26 protein-coding genes are annotated in these 16,701 nt (G+C 57.0%); 13 read left to right on the top strand and 13 right to left on the bottom strand.

Features of this window, described 5'->3' with window-relative positions; genetic code table 11:
- Window position 1 precedes the first annotated feature (1 nt).
- From TAM4_RS00790 to TAM4_RS00775, 4 genes are read left to right on the top strand one after another with little or no spacing between them, the layout of a single operon-like run.
- Window positions 2-394, top strand: a complete 393-nt coding sequence (locus TAM4_RS00790) for a hypothetical protein (RefSeq protein ID WP_014121331.1) — start codon at window positions 2-4, stop codon at window positions 392-394.
- A 10-nt stretch (window positions 395-404) separates the two neighbouring features.
- Window positions 405-1,772: a phosphoglucosamine mutase gene (gene glmM, locus TAM4_RS00785; protein WP_014121330.1), complete on the top strand. Its 1,368-nt coding sequence runs from the start codon at window positions 405-407 to the stop codon at window positions 1,770-1,772.
- 50 nt (window positions 1,773-1,822) lie between these two features.
- Window positions 1,823-2,305, top strand: coding sequence for a permease (locus TAM4_RS00780; RefSeq protein ID WP_014121329.1), 483 nt, complete (start codon window positions 1,823-1,825; stop codon window positions 2,303-2,305).
- A complete protein-coding gene (locus tag TAM4_RS00775; protein WP_014121328.1) occupies window positions 2,302-2,895 on the top strand; it encodes a permease in 594 nt (197 codons plus the stop codon). The genes TAM4_RS00780 and TAM4_RS00775 overlap by 4 nt, the downstream gene beginning before the upstream one ends.
- A 9-nt stretch (window positions 2,896-2,904) precedes the next feature.
- On the opposite strand, the gene TAM4_RS00770 is transcribed toward TAM4_RS00775, so the two are convergent.
- The 10 genes from TAM4_RS00770 to TAM4_RS00725 form a co-directional block, all read right to left on the bottom strand.
- A complete protein-coding gene (locus TAM4_RS00770; protein WP_014121327.1) occupies window positions 2,905-3,714 on the bottom strand; it encodes an energy-coupling factor ABC transporter ATP-binding protein in 810 nt (269 codons plus the stop codon).
- On the bottom strand, window positions 3,711-4,523 hold the full coding sequence (gene cbiQ / locus TAM4_RS00765; RefSeq protein ID WP_014121326.1) for a cobalt ECF transporter T component CbiQ: 813 nt from the start codon (window positions 4,521-4,523) through the stop codon (window positions 3,711-3,713). The genes TAM4_RS00770 and cbiQ overlap by 4 nt, the downstream gene beginning before the upstream one ends.
- A 21-nt stretch (window positions 4,524-4,544) precedes the next feature.
- Window positions 4,545-4,880, bottom strand: a complete 336-nt coding sequence (locus TAM4_RS00760) for a PDGLE domain-containing protein (RefSeq protein ID WP_014121325.1) — start codon at window positions 4,878-4,880, stop codon at window positions 4,545-4,547.
- Between the two features lie 4 nt (window positions 4,881-4,884).
- A complete protein-coding gene (gene cbiM / locus TAM4_RS00755; protein WP_202795680.1) occupies window positions 4,885-5,556 on the bottom strand; it encodes a cobalt transporter CbiM in 672 nt (223 codons plus the stop codon).
- A 152-nt stretch (window positions 5,557-5,708) separates the two neighbouring features.
- Entirely contained in the window at window positions 5,709-6,509 is an 801-nt protein-coding gene (locus TAM4_RS00750) for a proteasome assembly chaperone family protein (RefSeq protein ID WP_014121323.1), read from the bottom strand.
- Window positions 6,506-6,685, bottom strand: coding sequence for an RNA-protein complex protein Nop10 (locus tag TAM4_RS00745; RefSeq protein ID WP_014121322.1), 180 nt, complete (start codon window positions 6,683-6,685; stop codon window positions 6,506-6,508). The genes TAM4_RS00750 and TAM4_RS00745 overlap by 4 nt, the downstream gene beginning before the upstream one ends.
- Window positions 6,686-6,687: 2 nt before the next feature.
- On the bottom strand, window positions 6,688-7,509 hold the full coding sequence (locus TAM4_RS00740; protein ID WP_014121321.1) for a translation initiation factor IF-2 subunit alpha: 822 nt from the start codon (window positions 7,507-7,509) through the stop codon (window positions 6,688-6,690).
- Window positions 7,510-7,605: 96 nt separating this feature from the next.
- Window positions 7,606-7,821: a hypothetical protein gene (locus TAM4_RS00735; RefSeq protein ID WP_014121320.1), complete on the bottom strand. Its 216-nt coding sequence runs from the start codon at window positions 7,819-7,821 to the stop codon at window positions 7,606-7,608.
- 72 nt (window positions 7,822-7,893) lie between these two features.
- Window positions 7,894-8,484, bottom strand: coding sequence for a lysine exporter LysO family protein (locus tag TAM4_RS00730; protein WP_014121319.1), 591 nt, complete (start codon window positions 8,482-8,484; stop codon window positions 7,894-7,896).
- The gene (locus TAM4_RS00725) at window positions 8,481-8,714 is read right to left on the bottom strand and encodes a hypothetical protein (RefSeq protein WP_014121318.1); all 234 of its coding nucleotides are present in this window, start codon (window positions 8,712-8,714) and stop codon (window positions 8,481-8,483) included. The genes TAM4_RS00730 and TAM4_RS00725 overlap by 4 nt, the downstream gene beginning before the upstream one ends.
- A gap of 130 nt (window positions 8,715-8,844) precedes the next feature.
- On the opposite strand from TAM4_RS00725, the gene TAM4_RS00720 reads away from it, so the two are divergent.
- Window positions 8,845-9,378 (top strand): Lrp/AsnC family transcriptional regulator, encoded by a 534-nt coding sequence (locus TAM4_RS00720; protein WP_014121317.1) that lies wholly within the window; start codon window positions 8,845-8,847, stop codon window positions 9,376-9,378.
- On the opposite strand, the gene TAM4_RS00715 is transcribed toward TAM4_RS00720, so the two are convergent.
- A complete protein-coding gene (locus TAM4_RS00715) occupies window positions 9,342-9,545 on the bottom strand; it encodes a MoaD/ThiS family protein (RefSeq protein WP_014121316.1) in 204 nt (67 codons plus the stop codon). The genes TAM4_RS00720 and TAM4_RS00715 overlap by 37 nt on opposite strands.
- A 132-nt stretch (window positions 9,546-9,677) precedes the next feature.
- Between TAM4_RS00715 and TAM4_RS00710 the strand changes: the two genes are divergently transcribed.
- Window positions 9,678-9,938: a 50S ribosomal protein L37ae gene (locus TAM4_RS00710; protein ID WP_014121315.1), complete on the top strand. Its 261-nt coding sequence runs from the start codon at window positions 9,678-9,680 to the stop codon at window positions 9,936-9,938.
- Window positions 9,939-9,961: 23 nt separating this feature from the next.
- A complete protein-coding gene (locus tag TAM4_RS00705; protein WP_014121314.1) occupies window positions 9,962-10,111 on the top strand; it encodes a DNA-directed RNA polymerase subunit P in 150 nt (49 codons plus the stop codon).
- Here the strand turns inward: TAM4_RS00705 and sfsA are convergent.
- Window positions 10,108-10,818 (bottom strand): DNA/RNA nuclease SfsA, encoded by a 711-nt coding sequence (sfsA, locus tag TAM4_RS00700; RefSeq protein ID WP_014121313.1) that lies wholly within the window; start codon window positions 10,816-10,818, stop codon window positions 10,108-10,110. The two genes, TAM4_RS00705 and sfsA, sit on opposite strands and share 4 nt — an antisense overlap.
- Window positions 10,819-10,901: 83 nt before the next feature.
- Here sfsA and TAM4_RS00695 point away from each other — a divergent pair, with 83 nt between their 5' ends.
- From TAM4_RS00695 to TAM4_RS00670, 6 genes are all read left to right on the top strand, one after another.
- A complete protein-coding gene (locus tag TAM4_RS00695; protein ID WP_014121312.1) occupies window positions 10,902-12,257 on the top strand; it encodes an ATP-binding protein in 1,356 nt (451 codons plus the stop codon).
- Window positions 12,258-12,293: 36 nt separating this feature from the next.
- Window positions 12,294-13,340 (top strand): M42 family metallopeptidase, encoded by a 1,047-nt coding sequence (locus TAM4_RS00690; protein ID WP_014121311.1) that lies wholly within the window; start codon window positions 12,294-12,296, stop codon window positions 13,338-13,340.
- 111 nt (window positions 13,341-13,451) lie between these two features.
- Entirely contained in the window at window positions 13,452-14,480 is a 1,029-nt protein-coding gene (locus TAM4_RS00685; RefSeq protein WP_014121310.1) for a hypothetical protein, read from the top strand.
- Window positions 14,464-15,222: an ABC transporter permease gene (locus TAM4_RS00680; protein ID WP_014121309.1), complete on the top strand. Its 759-nt coding sequence runs from the start codon at window positions 14,464-14,466 to the stop codon at window positions 15,220-15,222. Before TAM4_RS00685 ends, TAM4_RS00680 begins: the two co-directional genes overlap by 17 nt.
- Complete coding sequence (locus tag TAM4_RS00675; RefSeq protein WP_014121308.1) at window positions 15,219-15,677, top strand: hypothetical protein; 459 nt, start codon at window positions 15,219-15,221, stop codon at window positions 15,675-15,677. Before TAM4_RS00680 ends, TAM4_RS00675 begins: the two co-directional genes overlap by 4 nt.
- Window positions 15,674-16,339: an ABC transporter ATP-binding protein gene (locus TAM4_RS00670; protein ID WP_014121307.1), complete on the top strand. Its 666-nt coding sequence runs from the start codon at window positions 15,674-15,676 to the stop codon at window positions 16,337-16,339. The genes TAM4_RS00675 and TAM4_RS00670 overlap by 4 nt, the downstream gene beginning before the upstream one ends.
- On the opposite strand, the gene TAM4_RS00665 is transcribed toward TAM4_RS00670, so the two are convergent.
- Window positions 16,324-16,611, bottom strand: coding sequence for a hypothetical protein (locus tag TAM4_RS00665; protein ID WP_014121306.1), 288 nt, complete (start codon window positions 16,609-16,611; stop codon window positions 16,324-16,326). The two genes, TAM4_RS00670 and TAM4_RS00665, sit on opposite strands and share 16 nt — an antisense overlap.
- Between the last annotated feature and the right edge of the window lie 90 nt (window positions 16,612-16,701).

The following is a 16,701-nucleotide window of genomic DNA, read 5'->3' as shown; positions in this document are numbered from 1 at the left end:
AATGGGTGACAAGAACTGTTCGGACTCCTGGGAGCGTTTCAGCTCCTCCGTTTCCTCCCTTTCCCTCAGCCTGCTCCCGACACTGCTCTTCGTCCTCATAATGTCCTACGTCATCGTCGTCGGCCTCAAGAACGCCAACTTCACCTTCATGGTCAATGGTCAGCAGGTGACCTTCAGCTACCCCAACGTGAGCATACCGATTGACTACGGCGCGATAAAGAGCGCGGTGCTCTACCTGTTCGGGGCAATCCTTATCGGACTTCCGGTCCCGTTGCTCTCCGGAAAGCTCAAGCCCCTGAAGATATTGGTCAGCCTCGTTCAGGCAGGTGCCTTCGTTTACGGGCTCTACATCTTCGTTTCCGTGATAATCAAGTTCGCAAGCTCCCTAACGTGAGGTGATGGACATGGGAAAGCTGTTCGGAACCTTCGGCGTCCGCGGGATAGCTAACGAGAAGATAACGCCCGAGTTCGCGCTCAAGATGGGTATGGCCTTCGGGACGATGCTCAAGCGCGAGGGAAGGGAGAAACCGCTGGTCGTCGTCGGCAGGGACACGAGGGTGAGCGGTGAGATGCTGAAGAACGCCCTCATCAGCGGACTCCTCAGCGTTGGCTGTGACGTCATCGACGTGGGAATAGCACCCACCCCTGCAATACAGTGGGCCACCAACCACTTCAAGGCCGACGGCGGGGCGGTTATAACCGCTTCCCACAATCCACCGGAGTACAACGGCATAAAGCTCCTCGAACCGAACGGAATGGGCCTCAAGAAGGAGCGCGAAGCGGTCGTTGAGGAGGTCTTCTTTAAGGAGGACTTCGACAGGGCGAAGTGGGACGAAATCGGCGAGGTTCGCGAGGAGAACATCATCAAGCCCTACATCGAGGCGATAAAGAGCAGGGTGGACGTTGAGGCAATCAGGAAGAGAAAACCGTTTGTCGTCGTTGACACTTCCAACGGCGCCGGAAGCTTAACACTCCCGTATCTCCTGCGCGAGCTCGGCTGTAAAGTTGTGAGCGTTAACGCCCACCCGGACGGTCACTTCCCGGCCAGAAACCCGGAGCCTAACGAGGAGAACCTTAAGGACTTCATGAAGATTGTGAAGGCCCTCGGTGCCGACTTCGGAGTTGCCCAGGACGGCGACGCTGACAGGGCCGTCTTCATAGACGAGAACGGGCGCTTCATCCAGGGCGACAAGACCTTCGCCCTCGTTGCCGACGCGGTTCTCAGGGAAAACGGCGGTGGACTGCTCGTTACTACCATTGCGACCTCGAATCTGCTTGATGACATCGCGAAGAGGAACAACGCGAAGGTCATGAGAACCAAAGTCGGCGACCTCATCGTCGCGAGGGCTTTGCTCGAGCACAACGGAACCATCGGTGGCGAGGAGAACGGTGGCGTTATCTTCCCGGACTTCGTCCTTGGAAGGGACGGGGCAATGACCGTGGCAAAGATGGTCGAGATTTTCGCGAAGAGCGGAAAGAAGTTCAGCGAGCTGATTGATGAACTGCCGAAGTACTACCAGTTCAAGACGAAGAGGCACGTGGAGGGCGACAGGAAGGCGATAGTTGAAAAAGTAGCGGAGCTTGCAAGGGCAAGGGGCTACGAGATAGACACGACCGATGGAACGAAGATACTCTTCCCCGACGGCTGGGTCCTCGTCAGGGCAAGCGGGACCGAGCCGATAATAAGGGTCTTCAGCGAGGCCAAGAGCGAGGAGAAGGCCAAGGAGTACCTCGAGCTCGGGCTGAAGTTGCTTGAAGAAGCTCTGAGCTGAGCCACCGGTTGGTTTTTATAAACTCTTTTTCAACTTTTCCGGGGAAAGCCATGAACGGAACGACGCTCTTCATAAACGCCCTCGCCCTTGCTTGCCTCGCCCTCGGCTTCATGAAGGACCGGGCAAAGACAAGGCAGGCTCTGAAGGTCTCCGTGAAGTTTTTCGTGCGGATTCTTCCGACGATGCTCGCGATAATCCTGATAATCGGCCTTATGTCCGGCTTCGTGCCTCCGAAGACCATTTCCCGTGTCGTCGGCCAGGAAGCGGGGTTCATCGGCGTTTTAACGGTAGCGGTTCTTGGGGCGATACTCCAGATACCGTCCTTGATAGCGTTCCCCCTCGCCGCTTCCCTGCTCAAGATGGGGGCCTCGCTAACCTCGGTGGCGGTCTTCATAACGACGCTGACGATGATTGGCTTCGTGATGCTGCCGCTCGAGATTAGAATCCTCGGGAAGCGCTTCACCCTGCTGAGAAACGCCCTCAGCTTCGCAATCGCGATTCTGATAGGTCTTTTAATGGGGGTGTTGCTTTGAGGGCCGACGGCAAAGTTCCAAAGGGTCCGGGGAAGGGGGCAATGAAAAACCAGAAGAAGGCCCTTCTGCGCGATTTGGCTTTCCTCGGTGCCGTCGTGGCGATAACCGCGGTGCTCCTCCTCGTGTTCCCGGAGAAGAGGGCCCCGGTTTTCTCGGCGTCGAAGGACTACCTCGTGGAGATGCTCCTCGTAATGCCGGCGGTAATGGTCCTGATGGGCCTGTTCTCGGTTTTCGTCCCCGATGAACTAATCGTGAAGTATCTCGGGAAAAGCTCCGGGCTTAAAGGCATGCTGATAGCGATACTCATCGGTACCTTCCCGACCGGACCGCTCTACGTGGCCTTCCCTATAGCGGCGTCTTTGCTCAGGAAAGGCGCCCGCGTCGCGAGCGTCGTTGTTTTCCTCTCGGCCTGGGCCTGCATAAAGATTCCGCAGGAGCTGGTTGAGTTGCAGTTCCTTGGGCTGAGGTTCATGGTAACGAGGCTGGCCCTCACGATAGTCTTCGTGCTGGCAATGGGCCTGCTCATGGAGAGGATTTTGGGGAGGGAGCTGAGGGACGTTCCCGGGGCGCCGGAGCCGGGAAGGCGGTGAGTGGACTTCTCACCTCCGGAGGAGGCCCCTTAGAATCTCCACCGCCTCCTCTACACTCAACGGGATTTCGTTGATTCCAAGCTCGTGGAAGAGCCTCACTATTTCGGGCACGTCAAGGTTCGCCCTCTCTATGAGTTCCGGCCTTGAGAACAGCTCCCTCGGCGTTCCCTCGAAGAGGATTTCTTTGTTCACCACGTAAACCCTGTCGGCGAGGCGAATCAGCCTCAGGTCGTGGGTAACCACCACGACGGTCTTTCCTTCCCCCTTCCAGCTCCGAATCATATCGAGCACGAAGTTCCTGTTCCTCAAATCCAAATCCCTCGTCGGCTCGTCGAGGAGGAGAACTTCCGGCTCCATTGCCGTCACGCAGGCTATCGAAGCCTTCTTCTTCTCGCCACCGCTCAGGCTGTACGGGTGTCTATCGGCCAACTTCTCGATTCCGAGCTTCTTGAGTTCCTCCCGCGCCCTCTCAAGGCCCCTCTCTTTGCCCCACAGGTGAACGGGTCCAAAAGCTACATCTTCCAGAACGGTTGCGCTGAAGAGCATCACGTCCGGGTTCTGGAACAGGAAGCCGACCTTCCGCCGGAACTCCCTGTCTGTCATCGTGTCCTCCGTTATCGGCTTTCCCTCGAACAGTATCTCGCCCTCCGTTGGCATGACCAGCGCGTCCATCAGCTTGAGCAGTGTGGTCTTTCCGGCGCCGTTCGGCCCGACTATGGCCAGGGTTTCTCCCCTCTCAACCTCCATGTTTATTCCTCTGAGCGCCCACTCTCCTGTTGGATAGCGGTAGGAAACGTTTCTGAGCTCGTAAACCTTCATAGCAATCCCCTCGTGAAGGCAAACGTTAGTACGACGAGGAGAACGGTGAAAGCCGAGAAGGCGTAGTCAACCTTTCCAGCCTTGAACTCCCTCAGCGGTTCGATTTCGTTGGCGTAGCCCCTGGAGAGCATGGCGTAGTAGAGGCCCTCGCCGAGGGAGTTGGCCTTTATGAAGGTTGCCCCGATGTGCTTTCCGGCCTCCTTCCAGCTCTCGACCATGCCGAGTTCTCCAGCTAACCTCGCCCTCCTCGCGTGCATCGCGTCGAGCAGGAGCTTGGCGAGGAGGAATATGTAGCGGTAGGTTAAGGTCGTTATGGTTATCACCATTCCGGGAACCCTGAAGAACGCGAGGGCCGAGACGATATCGTTCCACCGGCTCGTCATCGTGAAGAGTATCGCGTAGGAAACCGCAGTCGCGACGCGTAGCGTAAAGAGAACCGCCCAGTGTATTCCCTCCCTGCTCGCGGTGAGGCCGAACAGATGAAAAACCGGCTCGCCCGGAATCATGAATATCGAGGGGAGCGCTATAACCCCCGTGAAAATCGGAATGAAGACCCAGACCCTCTTCGTGAACTCGACTACCGGCAGTCTGGAGAGAACCGCGAGGGCCAGCGCGAGGAAGTAGAAGGCCAGAATGACGTCAATCCTCCCGAGGGAAACCACCGTCGCGACTATCGCAACGAGCGAGAACACCTTAACCCTTGGGTCGATTCTCTGAAGCAGGCCGTCCATTCTCGCGTACCTCTCGGAGAAGACTGCCTTTACCGTGAACTCGAGGACTTCCCTGGCGGTCTCTTCGAGGAACCCCATTCCCACCACCAAAAAATAAATTCAGGAGGAGGCGCCCTTGCCGACCACGAACTTGACGAGGGCGTAGTAGAAGGCAACGACGAGTGCCGTTCCAACTATCGCGGAGATTATGTAGCCTATCGAGGCGTGGAGCTTGTCTTCCCAGCCCGGGATGTTGTAGTCGGGCAAAATCGCATGGTTCCAGGCGTCCGCGAGCTTCTCCATGCCGGGCAACTTGTGGCCGACCATGTGCTCCACTGTCTGGACGTCCCACTCGCCCCAGGCATCGTCGTAGTTCCACACGAGCAGTATTCCAATCGGGGAGAGGATTATCATGACGCCGACGATTGCGAGGAGGGTCTTTGTTACCCTGTCCATTCAATCACCCCCGTGAATGGAGGATCGTCCTCATCTCAAAGAGGTCTGGCCTGCTCTTCCTGACGTACCACACGACCGCCGCGGTAACGACCGCCGCGGCGGGGCCCGCTGTGACGAGGTGTGCTATCGCCATCGCAGGAACGGAGACGCTGAGGGGATACGGGCAGTAGCCGGGCTGAATGTAGGGCTGTATTCCGAGTTCGATGCCCGCCACTATCGCCGCCGCGACGAGTCCAACGTAGGCACCGATTCCAGCGGAGAGGACCTCGTTGAGCTTGAACTTCTCGGTGAGGAACTTGTAGGTGTAGTAGCCGACGAAGGGCAGGACGACGCCCATGTTGAAGACGTTGGCTGCGTAGGTTGTTATTCCGCCGTCGCCGAAGAACAGAGCCTGAATGAGCAGGACTATTGTCAGCGACACCGTTGCGGCCCAGGGGCCAACGAGTATCGCTATTATCGTTCCGCCGACGATGTGGGCAGTTGTTCCTCCGGGGACCGGCATGTTGTACATCATCACGAGGAACGAAAAGGCCGTCAGCACTCCCAGCAGGGGCACCTGGCTTGGCTTGAGGTTCTTGAGCCACTTGAAGGCCCTGTACCAAACGGGTATCATAATCAGATAGAAAAACGCACATGTGTACGGCCCAAGGTATCCGTCCGGTATGTGCAATTTCACCACCCCTCATTCCCGGTTGGTGTTATCAAAAGCTAAAATGGTGTTATTCTATAAAAAACTTTTTGAAAAGAGTGTTACCAACCTCAGGTTTACAACGGGAAGAGAAGGGCGGCGTTCAGAAGATGCCCGGAGAAGTCGGGAAATAAAAGGTATCAGAGGTAGCCCCTGTCCTCTTCCTCGGGGGCCGGGGGCATCGTCTGTTCGAGCATCGCCCTCTGCATCTCCTGGACTTTCCTGAGTATCTCCTCAGTTTCTTTGGCGCGCTCTTCCAGGGCCGTCATATCGACCTCAATGCCGAGTATCTTAGTAACTGCAGTCAGAACGGCCTTTGCGGCCTTTGGATCAACGATGTAGCCGAGGCTCTCACCGAGCAGGCTTATGCCGTACATCGAACGGAGCTTGCCCATGCCGAGGAGAAGGCCGGCCGCTCCCACTATGGCCCCGCCCTCGTCCTCCCTCCAGACCACCTCGACGGAGCAGTCCTTGAGCTTCTCCTTGTAGTAATCAACGAGCTCCTCGTGGGTTACAGCCGCCAAAACCCTCGGCTCGCCCTGGAGCTCCGGCACCTGGTAGCCGCCCATCGTTATTATCTCCCTGACGCCGAGTTCCTGAACGAGGTCGAGCATCTTGCCGACCACCTCGTAGTGGCCGGGGCTGTCCGTCGGCGGAACCTGCTGGTCGCCGGTGATGATGATTAGGTCCCTTCCGTTCTCGTCGGGATTGACCCAGTAGTAGAACTCGTTCTTCATGAGCTCGACGATTGAGCCCTTCTTTATGATGACCTGGTGCATGAAGTGCGGTGAGTAGAGCTCGGCGAACTTCACCGCGTTGAGCTCCTGGATGAGGTGCTCCGCGGCGAGCTTTCCAACGAGGCCTATGCCCGGGAGCCCCTCTATGAACACCGGGTCCCTGAGCTGGGGCCTCTCAAGGAGGTAGATCATCGTCTCCTTCATTTTCTCACCTCTATCCCAAGGACTTCCCTCTTCCACCTGCGCCTGTACTCACCGTAAGGGTCCTCCGGCGAGAAGCGCGGTGGGTGGGCTACCTTGGTCTTGGCCCCGCAGACCGGGCAGGTCTCCTTCAGGGTGTACCTGCCACATTCGGGGCACTTCCTTATGCGGAACTTCATGGTTACCTCCTCTTAATCTTCCTTATGCGCTTCTCCTTCCTAATGAGGGTCGCCTCTCCGCCCGCTTCCTTTATGACGCGGAGGATTTCTTCGGCTATGCTCTCGAGAACCTCTTCTGCCTTGTAGTAGTCCGGGGCGGTTATGTCAATCCTGTAACGGGGAGCGCCCTGGTAGGTGAACTTAACGTCTATGTCCTTCTCCTCGTTGGCCCTGTCGCGCGCTCTAATCAGAGCCTCCTTGATTATCTCGATTCCGTTGGGCTTTGGAACGGTTATCTCGAACTCCGCATCGATGGTAACTGTCGGAATCTCGACGTAGGCCTCGATGATTGGCTTGAGCGCGTCGAGCCACTCATCTGGAATGAGGCCCTTCAGAACCTCGATGCCGTTCTGGGCTGCATCTTCGAAGGCGGCGTAAACTTCGCCGTACTCCTCCTCGAGCGGAACCCAGACCTCGCGCCAGGCCGTCTCGAAGTCCTTCCCTATCTTTTCGGCGGCCATTTTTAGGAGGTTCTCCGCCTTCTGGGCCCTCTTGTACTCCTGGAGCTTGGCCTTCCTCTGCTGCTGGTTCACCCTCTTGAGGCTCAGGTCTATGTGCCCCTTCTCGGGGTCAACGCGGATGACCTTGACGACTACCTTCTGGCCCTCCTTCACGTAGTCCCTGATGTTCTTGACCCAGGTCGGTGCAACCTCGCTTATGTGCATGAAGCCCTCCTTTCCGGGATACTCGTCAAGTATCAGGAACGCTCCGTACGGGTGAATGTTCTTGACGGTGGCGACGACGAACTCACCCTCCTCAGGATACTCTCTGGCCTTCCTTGGCATGAGAATCACCTCTCCTTTTTATCCCGGAAGGTCTATGGAAAAGACCTTTTTAAGCTTGGTGGAAGTGGAGAAAAGCGAGCTCTAAAAGGAAAGACTTCAAGCCGGCTTGGCGCTCTGCTTTATAACCCTGAGAAGCTTTGCCTCCTCGGCGAGAATGCGGAACTTCTCCCTCTTGACCCTCTCAAGCTTGTGGGCAACCTTCTTCTTCTGGCGGGCCATCCTGACGAGCTTGGCCTCCTCGAGAATCAGGTACTCCTTCTGCTTTTTGACCACATCAAGCCTGCGCTTCAGCAACTTTATTCCCGACTCCATACGCCTTCACCTGAAGAACTATACCCGCCTCGAACCTTAAAAGGTTTTCGCTTAATGCCAATATCGAACTCGTCAATAGTCGAAGAGCGAGAGGAAAATGGGAACCACGAACGGAACGATCGCGGTCAGGATGAAGCCGTGAACGAAGGCAACGAGCGCTACATCCCTGCCCCCGAACCTCGCTATGATCGGAAGGGTAGTGTCCATTGTAGTCGCTCCCCCTATGACAACGGCCTTTTCCGGATCGATCCTCCTCGATAGAACAGGGTAAAGCAAAATCGTAAGGATCTCCCGGGCCAGGTTGGCCAGAAAGCCAATTGCACCGTAAATCGCCGAATACTGTGCTATAAGTGGGCCTGTAAGTGAGTACCATCCACAACCGGCCCCGATGGCCATACCCCAGCGGAGCGGCACGTTAAGGAGAAGCGATGCAGCCAGCGCCCCGAGGAGGGAGCCAACGAGGGTTAGAAACGGCAGGACGAGGGCCCTTCGCCCGACCCGTTTGAGATCTTCAACCCTGAAGTTCACGCCCAGATCCAGACCTATCAGAAAGATGAGGACGTAGAGCATGACCTCGTACGCGTTGCCGAAATCCGGGGCAAGGTAGTGCCCGAGGACGATCCCCGCAACGAGAGCCGTTAGGAGGAGGTAGAGAAACCTCACGCTCTCACCACCATCAAGAGGCTCCCCGCTATCGTCAGAACCGCAAAGGCCAAGGAAACGGAGAGGAGCCAGAGGCCGTTTACCCTTACTTCCCCCGTCTTAACGCCGAGGAAGAATATCATGAGCAGGAGAACCGCGCTCGTCAGGTTCGAGAGGTTTGGCCGTTTCCCGAGTCGCCGAAGGATGTAGCCAAGCAAAACGCCCGCGAGAAGGGGGATGAACACCTGCATGATTCCGGATCTCCACCCGGGAATAAAAGCCTTGCCCCAATAGCTTTTTAAATCCCGGGCCTATATGCGTTAAAATTGGTCAGCTCAATCGAGGGCATGACCTTCAACCAAGGCGGAGGTGAAAAATTTGGTGGAAGCAAACGGGGAGTTCGAGTTCTTCAGGGAGATACTGAAGGACTACATGGACGAGGTGGACGTTCTCATATGGCTCGCCCTCCGCGAGAACGGGCGAATTTCGGACACGGATCTGGCGCGAATCGCGAAGGTCTCGGTACCAACAGCGAGGAGAAGGAGAATGGCCCTCGAGGAGAAGGGCTTCATCAGGGTCAGGGGTTTTCTCGTCTTCGACAAACTCAAGCTCGCATCGGCAGACGTCCTCGTGAAGCTCAAGCCAGGCTGCTCCTCGGAGGCGGTAAAGGGTTTCATTGAGCGGGCTTTGAAGGAGCCGAGGATATACGAGGTCAGTGAGTACATCGGGGAGTACGATCTGCTCTTCAGGTTCTTCGAAAGGAACTACAAGGTCCTCAAGGAGAAAATAGAGGAGTTCATGATAGGAAGCGACGTCGTCAGCCACTACACGATCCTGGCAAACGTCTACACCCCGAAGCTGTTCTCGGAACTCGTCGATCAGCCGCCCGAAACGACGGGAATGACCTCAACGTAGTCCCCGTCTTCAACGGGATCGTCCTCAAGGGCTACCTTTCCGTTTACCCTCGCTATCGCGCTCTCCGTGTTGAAGCCAACCTCCCTGAGAACGTCCTTAACGAGGATCCCCTTCCTCCACTCAAGCTCCCTCTCGATTCCCCTTCCGAGGACTTTAACCCTTATCATCCCGCTCACCTCCCCTCCCTGCTCTGGAGCATTTATAAACCCAGTGGCGGTTTCGGATCATGCAAAGGTTTATAAAACGTCCCCTAAAAAACCCAACAGTCTCAGGAGTGGAGTTAATCAGGGGTGATGCTCATGGGAAGGACTGTTAAGGTCGGTTCAGCCGGAAGGTTCGGTCCGAGGTACGGTCTCAAGATCAGAAGAAGGGTCGCGGCCGTTGAGGCCAAGATGAAGCAGAAGCACGTTTGCCCGGTCTGCGGAAGGAAGGCCGTCAGGAGGATAAGCACGGGCATATGGCAGTGCCAGAAGTGCGGTGCCACCTTCGCCGGAGGTGCCTATCTCCCGACCACCCCGGCCGGAAAGGTCGCGAAGCGCGTCGTCGCTTCCAAGGCCTGATTCTCCCATTTTGGGGTGATAGAATGGTCAAGGCCACATACCGCTGCGCCAAGTGCGGTAGGGAGGTCGAGCTCGACCTCGAGACGACCAGGGAAGTCCGCTGCCCCTACTGCGGGAGCAAAATACTCTACAAGCCCCGTCCGAGGGTGGCGAGAAGGGTTAAGGCGATCTAAACCTCAACCTCGAGCTCTGGCTTTTCTAAAATCACCCTCCCGTCGGCCAGGAGCGAAATCGAGAGGCCCTCGATTCTAACTCCAACCTTTTTCGCCTCCCTCAAAAGCTTCGCGAGTTCGGGATCACCTTTCTCGTAGGGCCGGAACTTCTCAACGCCGGGCATCGCCCCGATGAAGAAGATTATCGCGTCCCTTCCGGCTTTGACGAGCTCGATTAGCTCCCTAACGTGCCTCTGTCCGCGTAAAGTCGGGCAGTCGGGATACATCGCGTATTCGCCCCTATCTCCTCCCCTCAAGACGGCGCTCTTCATCTCGCCGTAGAGTTCTCCACCGGGACACTCGAAGAGGTAGTCGAGGCGGGAGTTGCCGACGCGGACTTCCTTCCGCTTTATCCAGCAGTCCTTCAGCCAGGGAACGAGGCCGAGCTCAACCGCCCTTTCAAAGGCTTTAGCTTGAGTCCGCGTGTCCACTATCGCTCCCTTTCCGTCTAAATCCTCGAAGGCTATCAGAACGAAGTCGGTCTTTCCCCCGCTCTTAGGCGTGCAGAAGGCCTTTCGTCCCGGAATCATAAACTCCTCCAGACGACCGGTGTTGGTGAGGAGGGCCCTCCTGATTTCGCCGTTCACCTCGACCAGAGCAACGAAGCGGTTGAGCCTCTCCACAAACTTACAAGGAACCACATTGAGCTTCAGCAGGACCCCTTTCATGCTTCAACCTTTGAGGGGTGGGATATAAACTTTGACCGCTACATTTTTATCCAGAAACAGGATAATCCAGTTGGTGGATAATAATGAGGTTCTACGACAGGGCCAGCGAGATGGAAACGTTGAGGAAAGCCCTCGCACTTTCGGATTCAAGGCTCGTCCTCGTCGTCCTCACGGGCAGGAGAAGGGTTGGAAAGACGAGGCTCGTGAGGGAGTTCTTCAGGCGGGAGGGGATAGACTTCCTGGACCTGTTCGTCAGCGTTAAAAGCGAAAAGCTCCTTATGGAAGACTTTGCCAGTGAAGTCGAGCGACTAACTGGCTATTCGCCGAGGTTTGAGAACTTTGGAGAGTTCCTGAAATATTTAGAGCGCCTCGATGTGAGGGCGGTCTTCTTCGACGAATTCCAGAACGTTCTCAGAGTGAACCCGGCGATGGCCTTTGACCTCCAGAGGTTCGTAGACCGCAACGAGTCCAAGCCGTTACTCATGGTGATTTCCGGTTCGTACATCGGCATGATGAAGCGCCTCTTTGCATCTAAGAAGGCGCCCCTCTACGGGAGAAGCACCGTTTTCATGGAATTGAAGCCCCTTCGACCGCGCCACGTTTTCCAGATGCTCGACGACCTCGGCGTTGAGGATTCGGGGGAGAAGCTGGCGTTCTACTCGGTCTTCGGAGGGGTTCCCAAATATTACGAGCTCGTTGAGCTCCTCGGAAAGAAGACCCTTCGGGGGCTCCTCCTTGAGGCGGTTCGATACTCCACGTTTCTTGTTTCGGAGGGTGAAGGCCTTCTGATGGACGAGTTCGGACGGGCGTACAGGACCTACTACTCGATACTCCGGGCGATAGCGAGCGGAAAGAACCGGCTCGTGGAGATTGCAAACGTTCTCGGGACAAAACCGGGTAGCCTCTCGAAGTACCTCGACTCCCTCATCGGCTACTACGGCATCGTTGCCCGCGAGGTTCCGGTGCTGGGGGGCAGGCGCTCGAGATACGTAATACGGGACAACTTCCTTAACTTCTGGTTCAGCATGATTGAACCCCAGCTCAAGAACATTGAAGCCGGCGACATCGGTTCCTTCGAACGCTTTCTCGATGAAAACCTGGCCTCTTTCCTTGGAAGGGTCTTTGAGAGGGCGGTTGCCGACGTCCTGTGGGATTTGAACGGAAAGTTCCTGACCTTCGACGAGCTCGGTCCCCAGTGGGGAAGGAACTACGAGATTGACCTCGTGGCAATCAATAGAGCGGAGAAGAGGGCGACCTTCATAGAGACCAAGTGGGGAACGTCTGTCGATGGTCCGAGGGAGCTTGGCAGGTTAATCGCCAAGGCCAGCTTGGCCCCGTGGAAAGGTGAGAGGAATTACCTGCTGATCGCGAGGGGCTTCCGGCGCAGGTGCGAGGACTGCGTAACGGTTGAGGAACTGCTCACCCACCTAAACCCTTAAAAGCCCATTACGATGACTATCTAAACGGTGGTGCCGATGGTTGACTTCGAACTGCTGAAGAAGATTGTTGAAGCCCCGGGAGTTTCTGGCTACGAGTTTTTGGGAGTTAGGGACGTTGTAATCGAGGCCTTCAAGCCCTACGTCGACGAGATCAGGGTCGACAAGCTCGGAAACGTCATAGCGCACAAGGAAGGGAAGGGCCCGAAGGTCATGCTCGCCGGACATATGGACCAGATCGGCCTTATGGTGACCCACATCGAGAAGAACGGGTTCTTAAGGGTGGCACCGGTTGGCGGCGTTGACCCGAGGACGCTGATAGCCCAGCGCTTCAAGGTCTGGATAGGCAAGAACAAGTTCATCTACGGCGTCGGTGGAAGCGTTCCCCCTCACATCCAGAAGCCCGAGGACAGGAAAAAAGCCCCGACCTGGGAGCAGGTCTTCATCGACATCGGTGCAGAGAGCAAAGAGGAAGCCGAGGAGATGGGCGTTAGGATAGGCACTGTCATCACCTGGGACGGTCGCTTGGAGCGCCTTGGAAAGCACAGGCTCGTCAGCATCGCCCACGACGACAGGATAGCCGTTTACACCCTCGTTGAGGCGGCCAGGCAGCTGAGCGAGACCGACGCGGACGTCTACTTCGTCGCAACCGTTCAGGAGGAGGTAGGACTCAGGGGAGCGAAGGTTTCGGCGTTCGGCATAGACCCGGACTACGGCTTCGCCCTCGACGTCACCATAGCGGCCGACGTCCCGGGAACCCCGGAGCACAAGCAGATAAGCCAGCTCGGAAAGGGCGTCGCGATTAAGATAATGGACCGCTCCGTCATCTGCCACCCGACGATTGTCAGGTGGATGGAAGAGCTCGCGAAAAAGCACGAGATACCCTACCAGTGGGACATCCTCACCGGCGGAGGAACCGACGCAGGAGCCATACACCTCAACAAGGCCGGCGTCCCAACGGGCGGCATAAGCATTCCAGCGCGCTACATACACTCCAACACCGAGGTCGTTGACGAGCGCGACGTCGATGCGGCCGTTAAGCTCACGGTCAAGATTCTTGAGGAGATTCCGGGGCTGAAGCTCTGATCCCTCTTTTTCCTCATTGCCGTTGTTGTCCCCAACTATGCAGGCTTTTCTTCTTCATAACTATCTCCTGTCGAAAATTTTAAGTACTGGCAAAGCAAACGTGATATGGGGGTGAGCCCGACGAAGCGATTTCTATTCGTAGCTCTGCTCGCCGTTCTGCTATCGTCCCCCGTTACCGCCTCAAAACCCTTCTGGCTCAGGGAGGGGGTTTATCTCTCCTACTACGCCTTCGATGATGAAAGCCAGGGGCCCATAGCGGACTACATCAGAAACGGAACCTACTACTCCATAGGGGCGGACGGGCTCTTGGTGAACTTCACTGTTTTAGAGGTTACCGGAAACACGGCGCGGGTTGGGGTCAAGCTCGTTTTCCTGCCCGGGAAGGGAGTCAACGATTCCGTAATGGTGTACACTGCAACCAGGGGGGAGGACCCGGAGCCGCTCTTCTCGTGGCTCAACTACTCCGGCCTGAGGAAGGGTTGGATCCACGAGGGAAACGTCTCCCTGCTGAGCGCCGTGGCGAGAACGAAAAAGCCCCTCGTGATAGAGGGTGAATACTTCATCAAGCTCGGCAACGGGAGCGTCTACACGCTTGACGGAAGGTACATCGGCCACACCATCCTCTGGGGACTCAGGGATCTGAAGGTTAACGACACGCTCTTCGTCTTCAACGGCACGCCGGTGAGGGTCGCCTCAAACCGGATAATCAACAAGACCGTCCTGACCTACTACGGGAGCTTTGAAAGACCGAACGGCATGTTCTTTAGTGAGTTTTGCAGCCACGACGAACTCTGGACGGCATGGAAGGCGGTGTTCTTCGCCCTCTACAACCCCCAGCTCGACCTCACGCTGACCTTTCTGGGGCCTGTTCCGGACCTGATAGCGGTTGGGGTTATCTTTGTCGATCCATCGGACGGGGCCGCAAGGAGGTTCAACCTGGAGCACAAGAACGAGCTCACGAAGATACCCCTCATGAGGATGCAGGGGCTTTCCCTCTACGACACGAACGTCCGCGAGAACAGGGCCGTCTTTCCAGCCAGGCCGCCAAGGAGCGGCCTTAGAGTTGCCTTCCTCGTCTCACTGATAGTTCTCGGTGTAGCTTTGCTCAAGGGAGGTGTTCTCAATGGGAAGGCTGCGTGACGTGCTCGCGTGGGAGCTCGGCGACCACGTCCGCCTGATCGTTTTTGCCCTCTCGGTTTCTGGACTGACCCTCGTCCTCACGGCTAAAGTTCTTGAAACGAGGGTCTCAGCCGTGCCAAGCGGGACGGGCAGGTTCCTCGGCCCTAACCTGCTAACCCACGCGATCCTCTCGCCCCTGGGCGATCCCTCCCCCTGGACGATGCTGGCTCTTCTCATCCCGATCTTTGCAATCCTGACCTTCAGGTACGAGAGGGATATGGGCTACGCGCAGTCCCTCTACACGCTTCCCCTCTCAAAGGGGCGGATCTTCCTCGTCAAGACCGCCGTCGTCCTCCTGCTGAGCCTCCTGACTGCATATGTCCCAATACTCATTGCCATCGCCGGAACCCACGCCGACATCTGGCCGGCGCTCAGGGAGGCGATGAGCGGGGGGATCTTTATCTCGGCCATGGTGCTGACGCTCTACTTCGTTCTGTACGCGGCTTCCGTCTCGATACTCGTCTCGCTCCTCTTCCGGAACGCCTTCCTCGATTTCATGGCTTCCTTCTTCCTTTTGGCCGTCCCGAAGTTCATCGGGATAAACGCGCCGCCCTTCAGCTTCTCCGACGCAATAAGGAAACTGCCGGTTACCTACTTCAGGCCCTACGAGCCCCTGAAGGCCAACTTTTTTGAGGGCATGATCCTTCCGGTGCTCCTTCTCCTGGCGGCGTTCGTCCTCATGGATAGGAGGGATGTTCTATGAGGAGGTTCATCCTCACCGCCGTCCTCGCCCTCCTGCTCTCGTCCATTGCCCCGATGCTGGCCTATCCCCTGAAGTCCGGGGTGGAGATAAACACGTTCCCGACGCCGATAGGAAGCCTGAGGTCCGGCCACTATGAGGCCCTGGAACTCTACGTCCCCGGGTGGATGGCGGCAAACATGACCTGCTCCGGCGGGACGGGAACGATGAGAATCGCCGACCAGGCGTTGAACAAAACCCTCCTAGAAGTGCCGATAGACGGCCAGCTAACAGCAGAGTTCGCCTTCCCCCACGCGGGCATCTACGAAATCACCTTCAACGGCTCGGGAACGCCGACCTGCGCCCTCGTTATGCGGAACGTCCACGCGCCGCTCGGAACCCAGAGGTTTTACTACTCCCTTGGCGTGGCATCGAGCCTGCTACTCTCCGCCCTTCTCCTGAGGGGGTGGAGGTGGTGATAGAGGCTAGAAACCTCACCAAGACCTTCGGGAGCATACGGGCCCTCGACGGAATCACCGTTGAGATTCCTGAGGGAGTTAACCTCATCGTCGGCCCGAACGGCGGCGGAAAGAGCACCTTCCTGAAGATAGTTGCCGGTGTCTACCGCCCCACCGCCGGAACCGTGAGGGTTCTCGGAAAAGACCCCTGGAGAGACGGCTCGGTTAAAGAACGCGTCGGGGTTTCCTTTGATCCTCCCAAGTTCCCTCCCCTCGTGACGGGCAGGGAGTGGCTTTCCCTTTTCGCCCGGGCAAGGGGAAAGGAGAACGTCGACGAGGTTGCCAAGCTTCTCGGCATCGACTTCCTCGACAGGAGGATTCTCTCCTACTCATCCGGAATGCTCAAGAGGCTGAGCCTCGCCCAAGCTCTGGTCGGCGATCCCGAGCTCGTTATGATCGATGAACCACTCGCAAACCTTGACTTCAACGGGATAAGGGACGTCGTCAGGATCCTCAAAGAACTGAGGGACGAGCGGAGCTTCCTGCTGATAAGCCACATCTGGGAGCCCCTCCTGCCCCTGGTGGACAGGGTCTACGTGATAGCCGATGGAAGGCTCGTAACCCACGGCGAGGCCGATGAGATGGAAGAAGTGCTGAGGAACCTCTACTACGCCGGCCCCTGAGGGGATTGCCCGCTGTCCGTGGTTTCAGGTTCTGGCTCCACTTTTCCTGGCTTTTCTCCGTTCTCCTCCAGGATGCGCCACGATTTATACAGGAAGAACCCGAGGCCCACCGCCAGTCCTAGGAGGATGAAGGGCCATTTAGCCGGAAGGGGAAGGCCCCTGTGCCAGCGGTAGAGGAGGTAGTTCTGGTAGGCGAAGAGGTATGTGAACGCCCCGAGGAGAAGTGCCTCAACCCCGTACTCAACGAGCTCCAGTGCCTTTTCCTCGTCCATTTTTGATCGCCGTATTGAGTGGGGCAGGCACTTAAAAAACTTGGCCCCGGTAAATTTAAGGGCACCTCACCGTACTCCGATTGGTGAGCG

Source organism: Thermococcus sp. AM4, from assembly GCF_000151205.2.
GTDB lineage: Archaea > Methanobacteriota_B > Thermococci > Thermococcales > Thermococcaceae > Thermococcus.
Note: the sequence above shows the minus strand (reverse complement) of the source record. Positions and strands in the feature narration are given on the sequence as shown.

Excerpts from the sequence above, each read along its gene's own strand:
- TAM4_RS00735 (WP_014121320.1), bottom strand. The coding sequence starts at position 7,821 with ATGGAGTCGGGAATAAAGTTGCTGAAGCGCAGGCTTGATGTGGTCAAA.
- TAM4_RS00790 (WP_014121331.1), top strand. The coding sequence starts at position 2 with ATGGGTGACAAGAACTGTTCGGACTCCTGGGAGCGTTTCAGCTCCTCC.
- TAM4_RS00745 (WP_014121322.1), bottom strand. The coding sequence starts at position 6,685 with ATGAAGTTCCGCATAAGGAAGTGCCCCGAATGTGGCAGGTACACCCTG.
- TAM4_RS00770 (WP_014121327.1), bottom strand. The coding sequence starts at position 3,714 with ATGAAGGTTTACGAGCTCAGAAACGTTTCCTACCGCTATCCAACAGGA.
- TAM4_RS00760 (WP_014121325.1), bottom strand. The coding sequence starts at position 4,880 with ATGGACAGGGTAACAAAGACCCTCCTCGCAATCGTCGGCGTCATGATA.
- TAM4_RS00695 (WP_014121312.1), top strand. The coding sequence starts at position 10,902 with ATGAGGTTCTACGACAGGGCCAGCGAGATGGAAACGTTGAGGAAAGCC.
- TAM4_RS00725 (WP_014121318.1), bottom strand. The coding sequence starts at position 8,714 with ATGCAGGTGTTCATCCCCCTTCTCGCGGGCGTTTTGCTTGGCTACATC.
- TAM4_RS00665 (WP_014121306.1), bottom strand. The coding sequence starts at position 16,611 with ATGGACGAGGAAAAGGCACTGGAGCTCGTTGAGTACGGGGTTGAGGCA.
- TAM4_RS00780 (WP_014121329.1), top strand. The coding sequence starts at position 1,823 with ATGAACGGAACGACGCTCTTCATAAACGCCCTCGCCCTTGCTTGCCTC.
- cbiQ (WP_014121326.1), bottom strand. The coding sequence starts at position 4,523 with ATGGGGTTCCTCGAAGAGACCGCCAGGGAAGTCCTCGAGTTCACGGTA.
- TAM4_RS00750 (WP_014121323.1), bottom strand. The coding sequence starts at position 6,509 with ATGAAGGAGACGATGATCTACCTCCTTGAGAGGCCCCAGCTCAGGGAC.
- TAM4_RS00740 (WP_014121321.1), bottom strand. The coding sequence starts at position 7,509 with ATGCCAAGGAAGGCCAGAGAGTATCCTGAGGAGGGTGAGTTCGTCGTC.
- TAM4_RS00680 (WP_014121309.1), top strand. The coding sequence starts at position 14,464 with ATGGGAAGGCTGCGTGACGTGCTCGCGTGGGAGCTCGGCGACCACGTC.
- sfsA (WP_014121313.1), bottom strand. The coding sequence starts at position 10,818 with ATGAAAGGGGTCCTGCTGAAGCTCAATGTGGTTCCTTGTAAGTTTGTG.
- TAM4_RS00675 (WP_014121308.1), top strand. The coding sequence starts at position 15,219 with ATGAGGAGGTTCATCCTCACCGCCGTCCTCGCCCTCCTGCTCTCGTCC.
- glmM (WP_014121330.1), top strand. The coding sequence starts at position 405 with ATGGGAAAGCTGTTCGGAACCTTCGGCGTCCGCGGGATAGCTAACGAG.
- TAM4_RS00690 (WP_014121311.1), top strand. The coding sequence starts at position 12,294 with ATGGTTGACTTCGAACTGCTGAAGAAGATTGTTGAAGCCCCGGGAGTT.
- TAM4_RS00710 (WP_014121315.1), top strand. The coding sequence starts at position 9,678 with ATGGGAAGGACTGTTAAGGTCGGTTCAGCCGGAAGGTTCGGTCCGAGG.
- TAM4_RS00715 (WP_014121316.1), bottom strand. The coding sequence starts at position 9,545 with ATGATAAGGGTTAAAGTCCTCGGAAGGGGAATCGAGAGGGAGCTTGAG.
- TAM4_RS00705 (WP_014121314.1), top strand. The coding sequence starts at position 9,962 with ATGGTCAAGGCCACATACCGCTGCGCCAAGTGCGGTAGGGAGGTCGAG.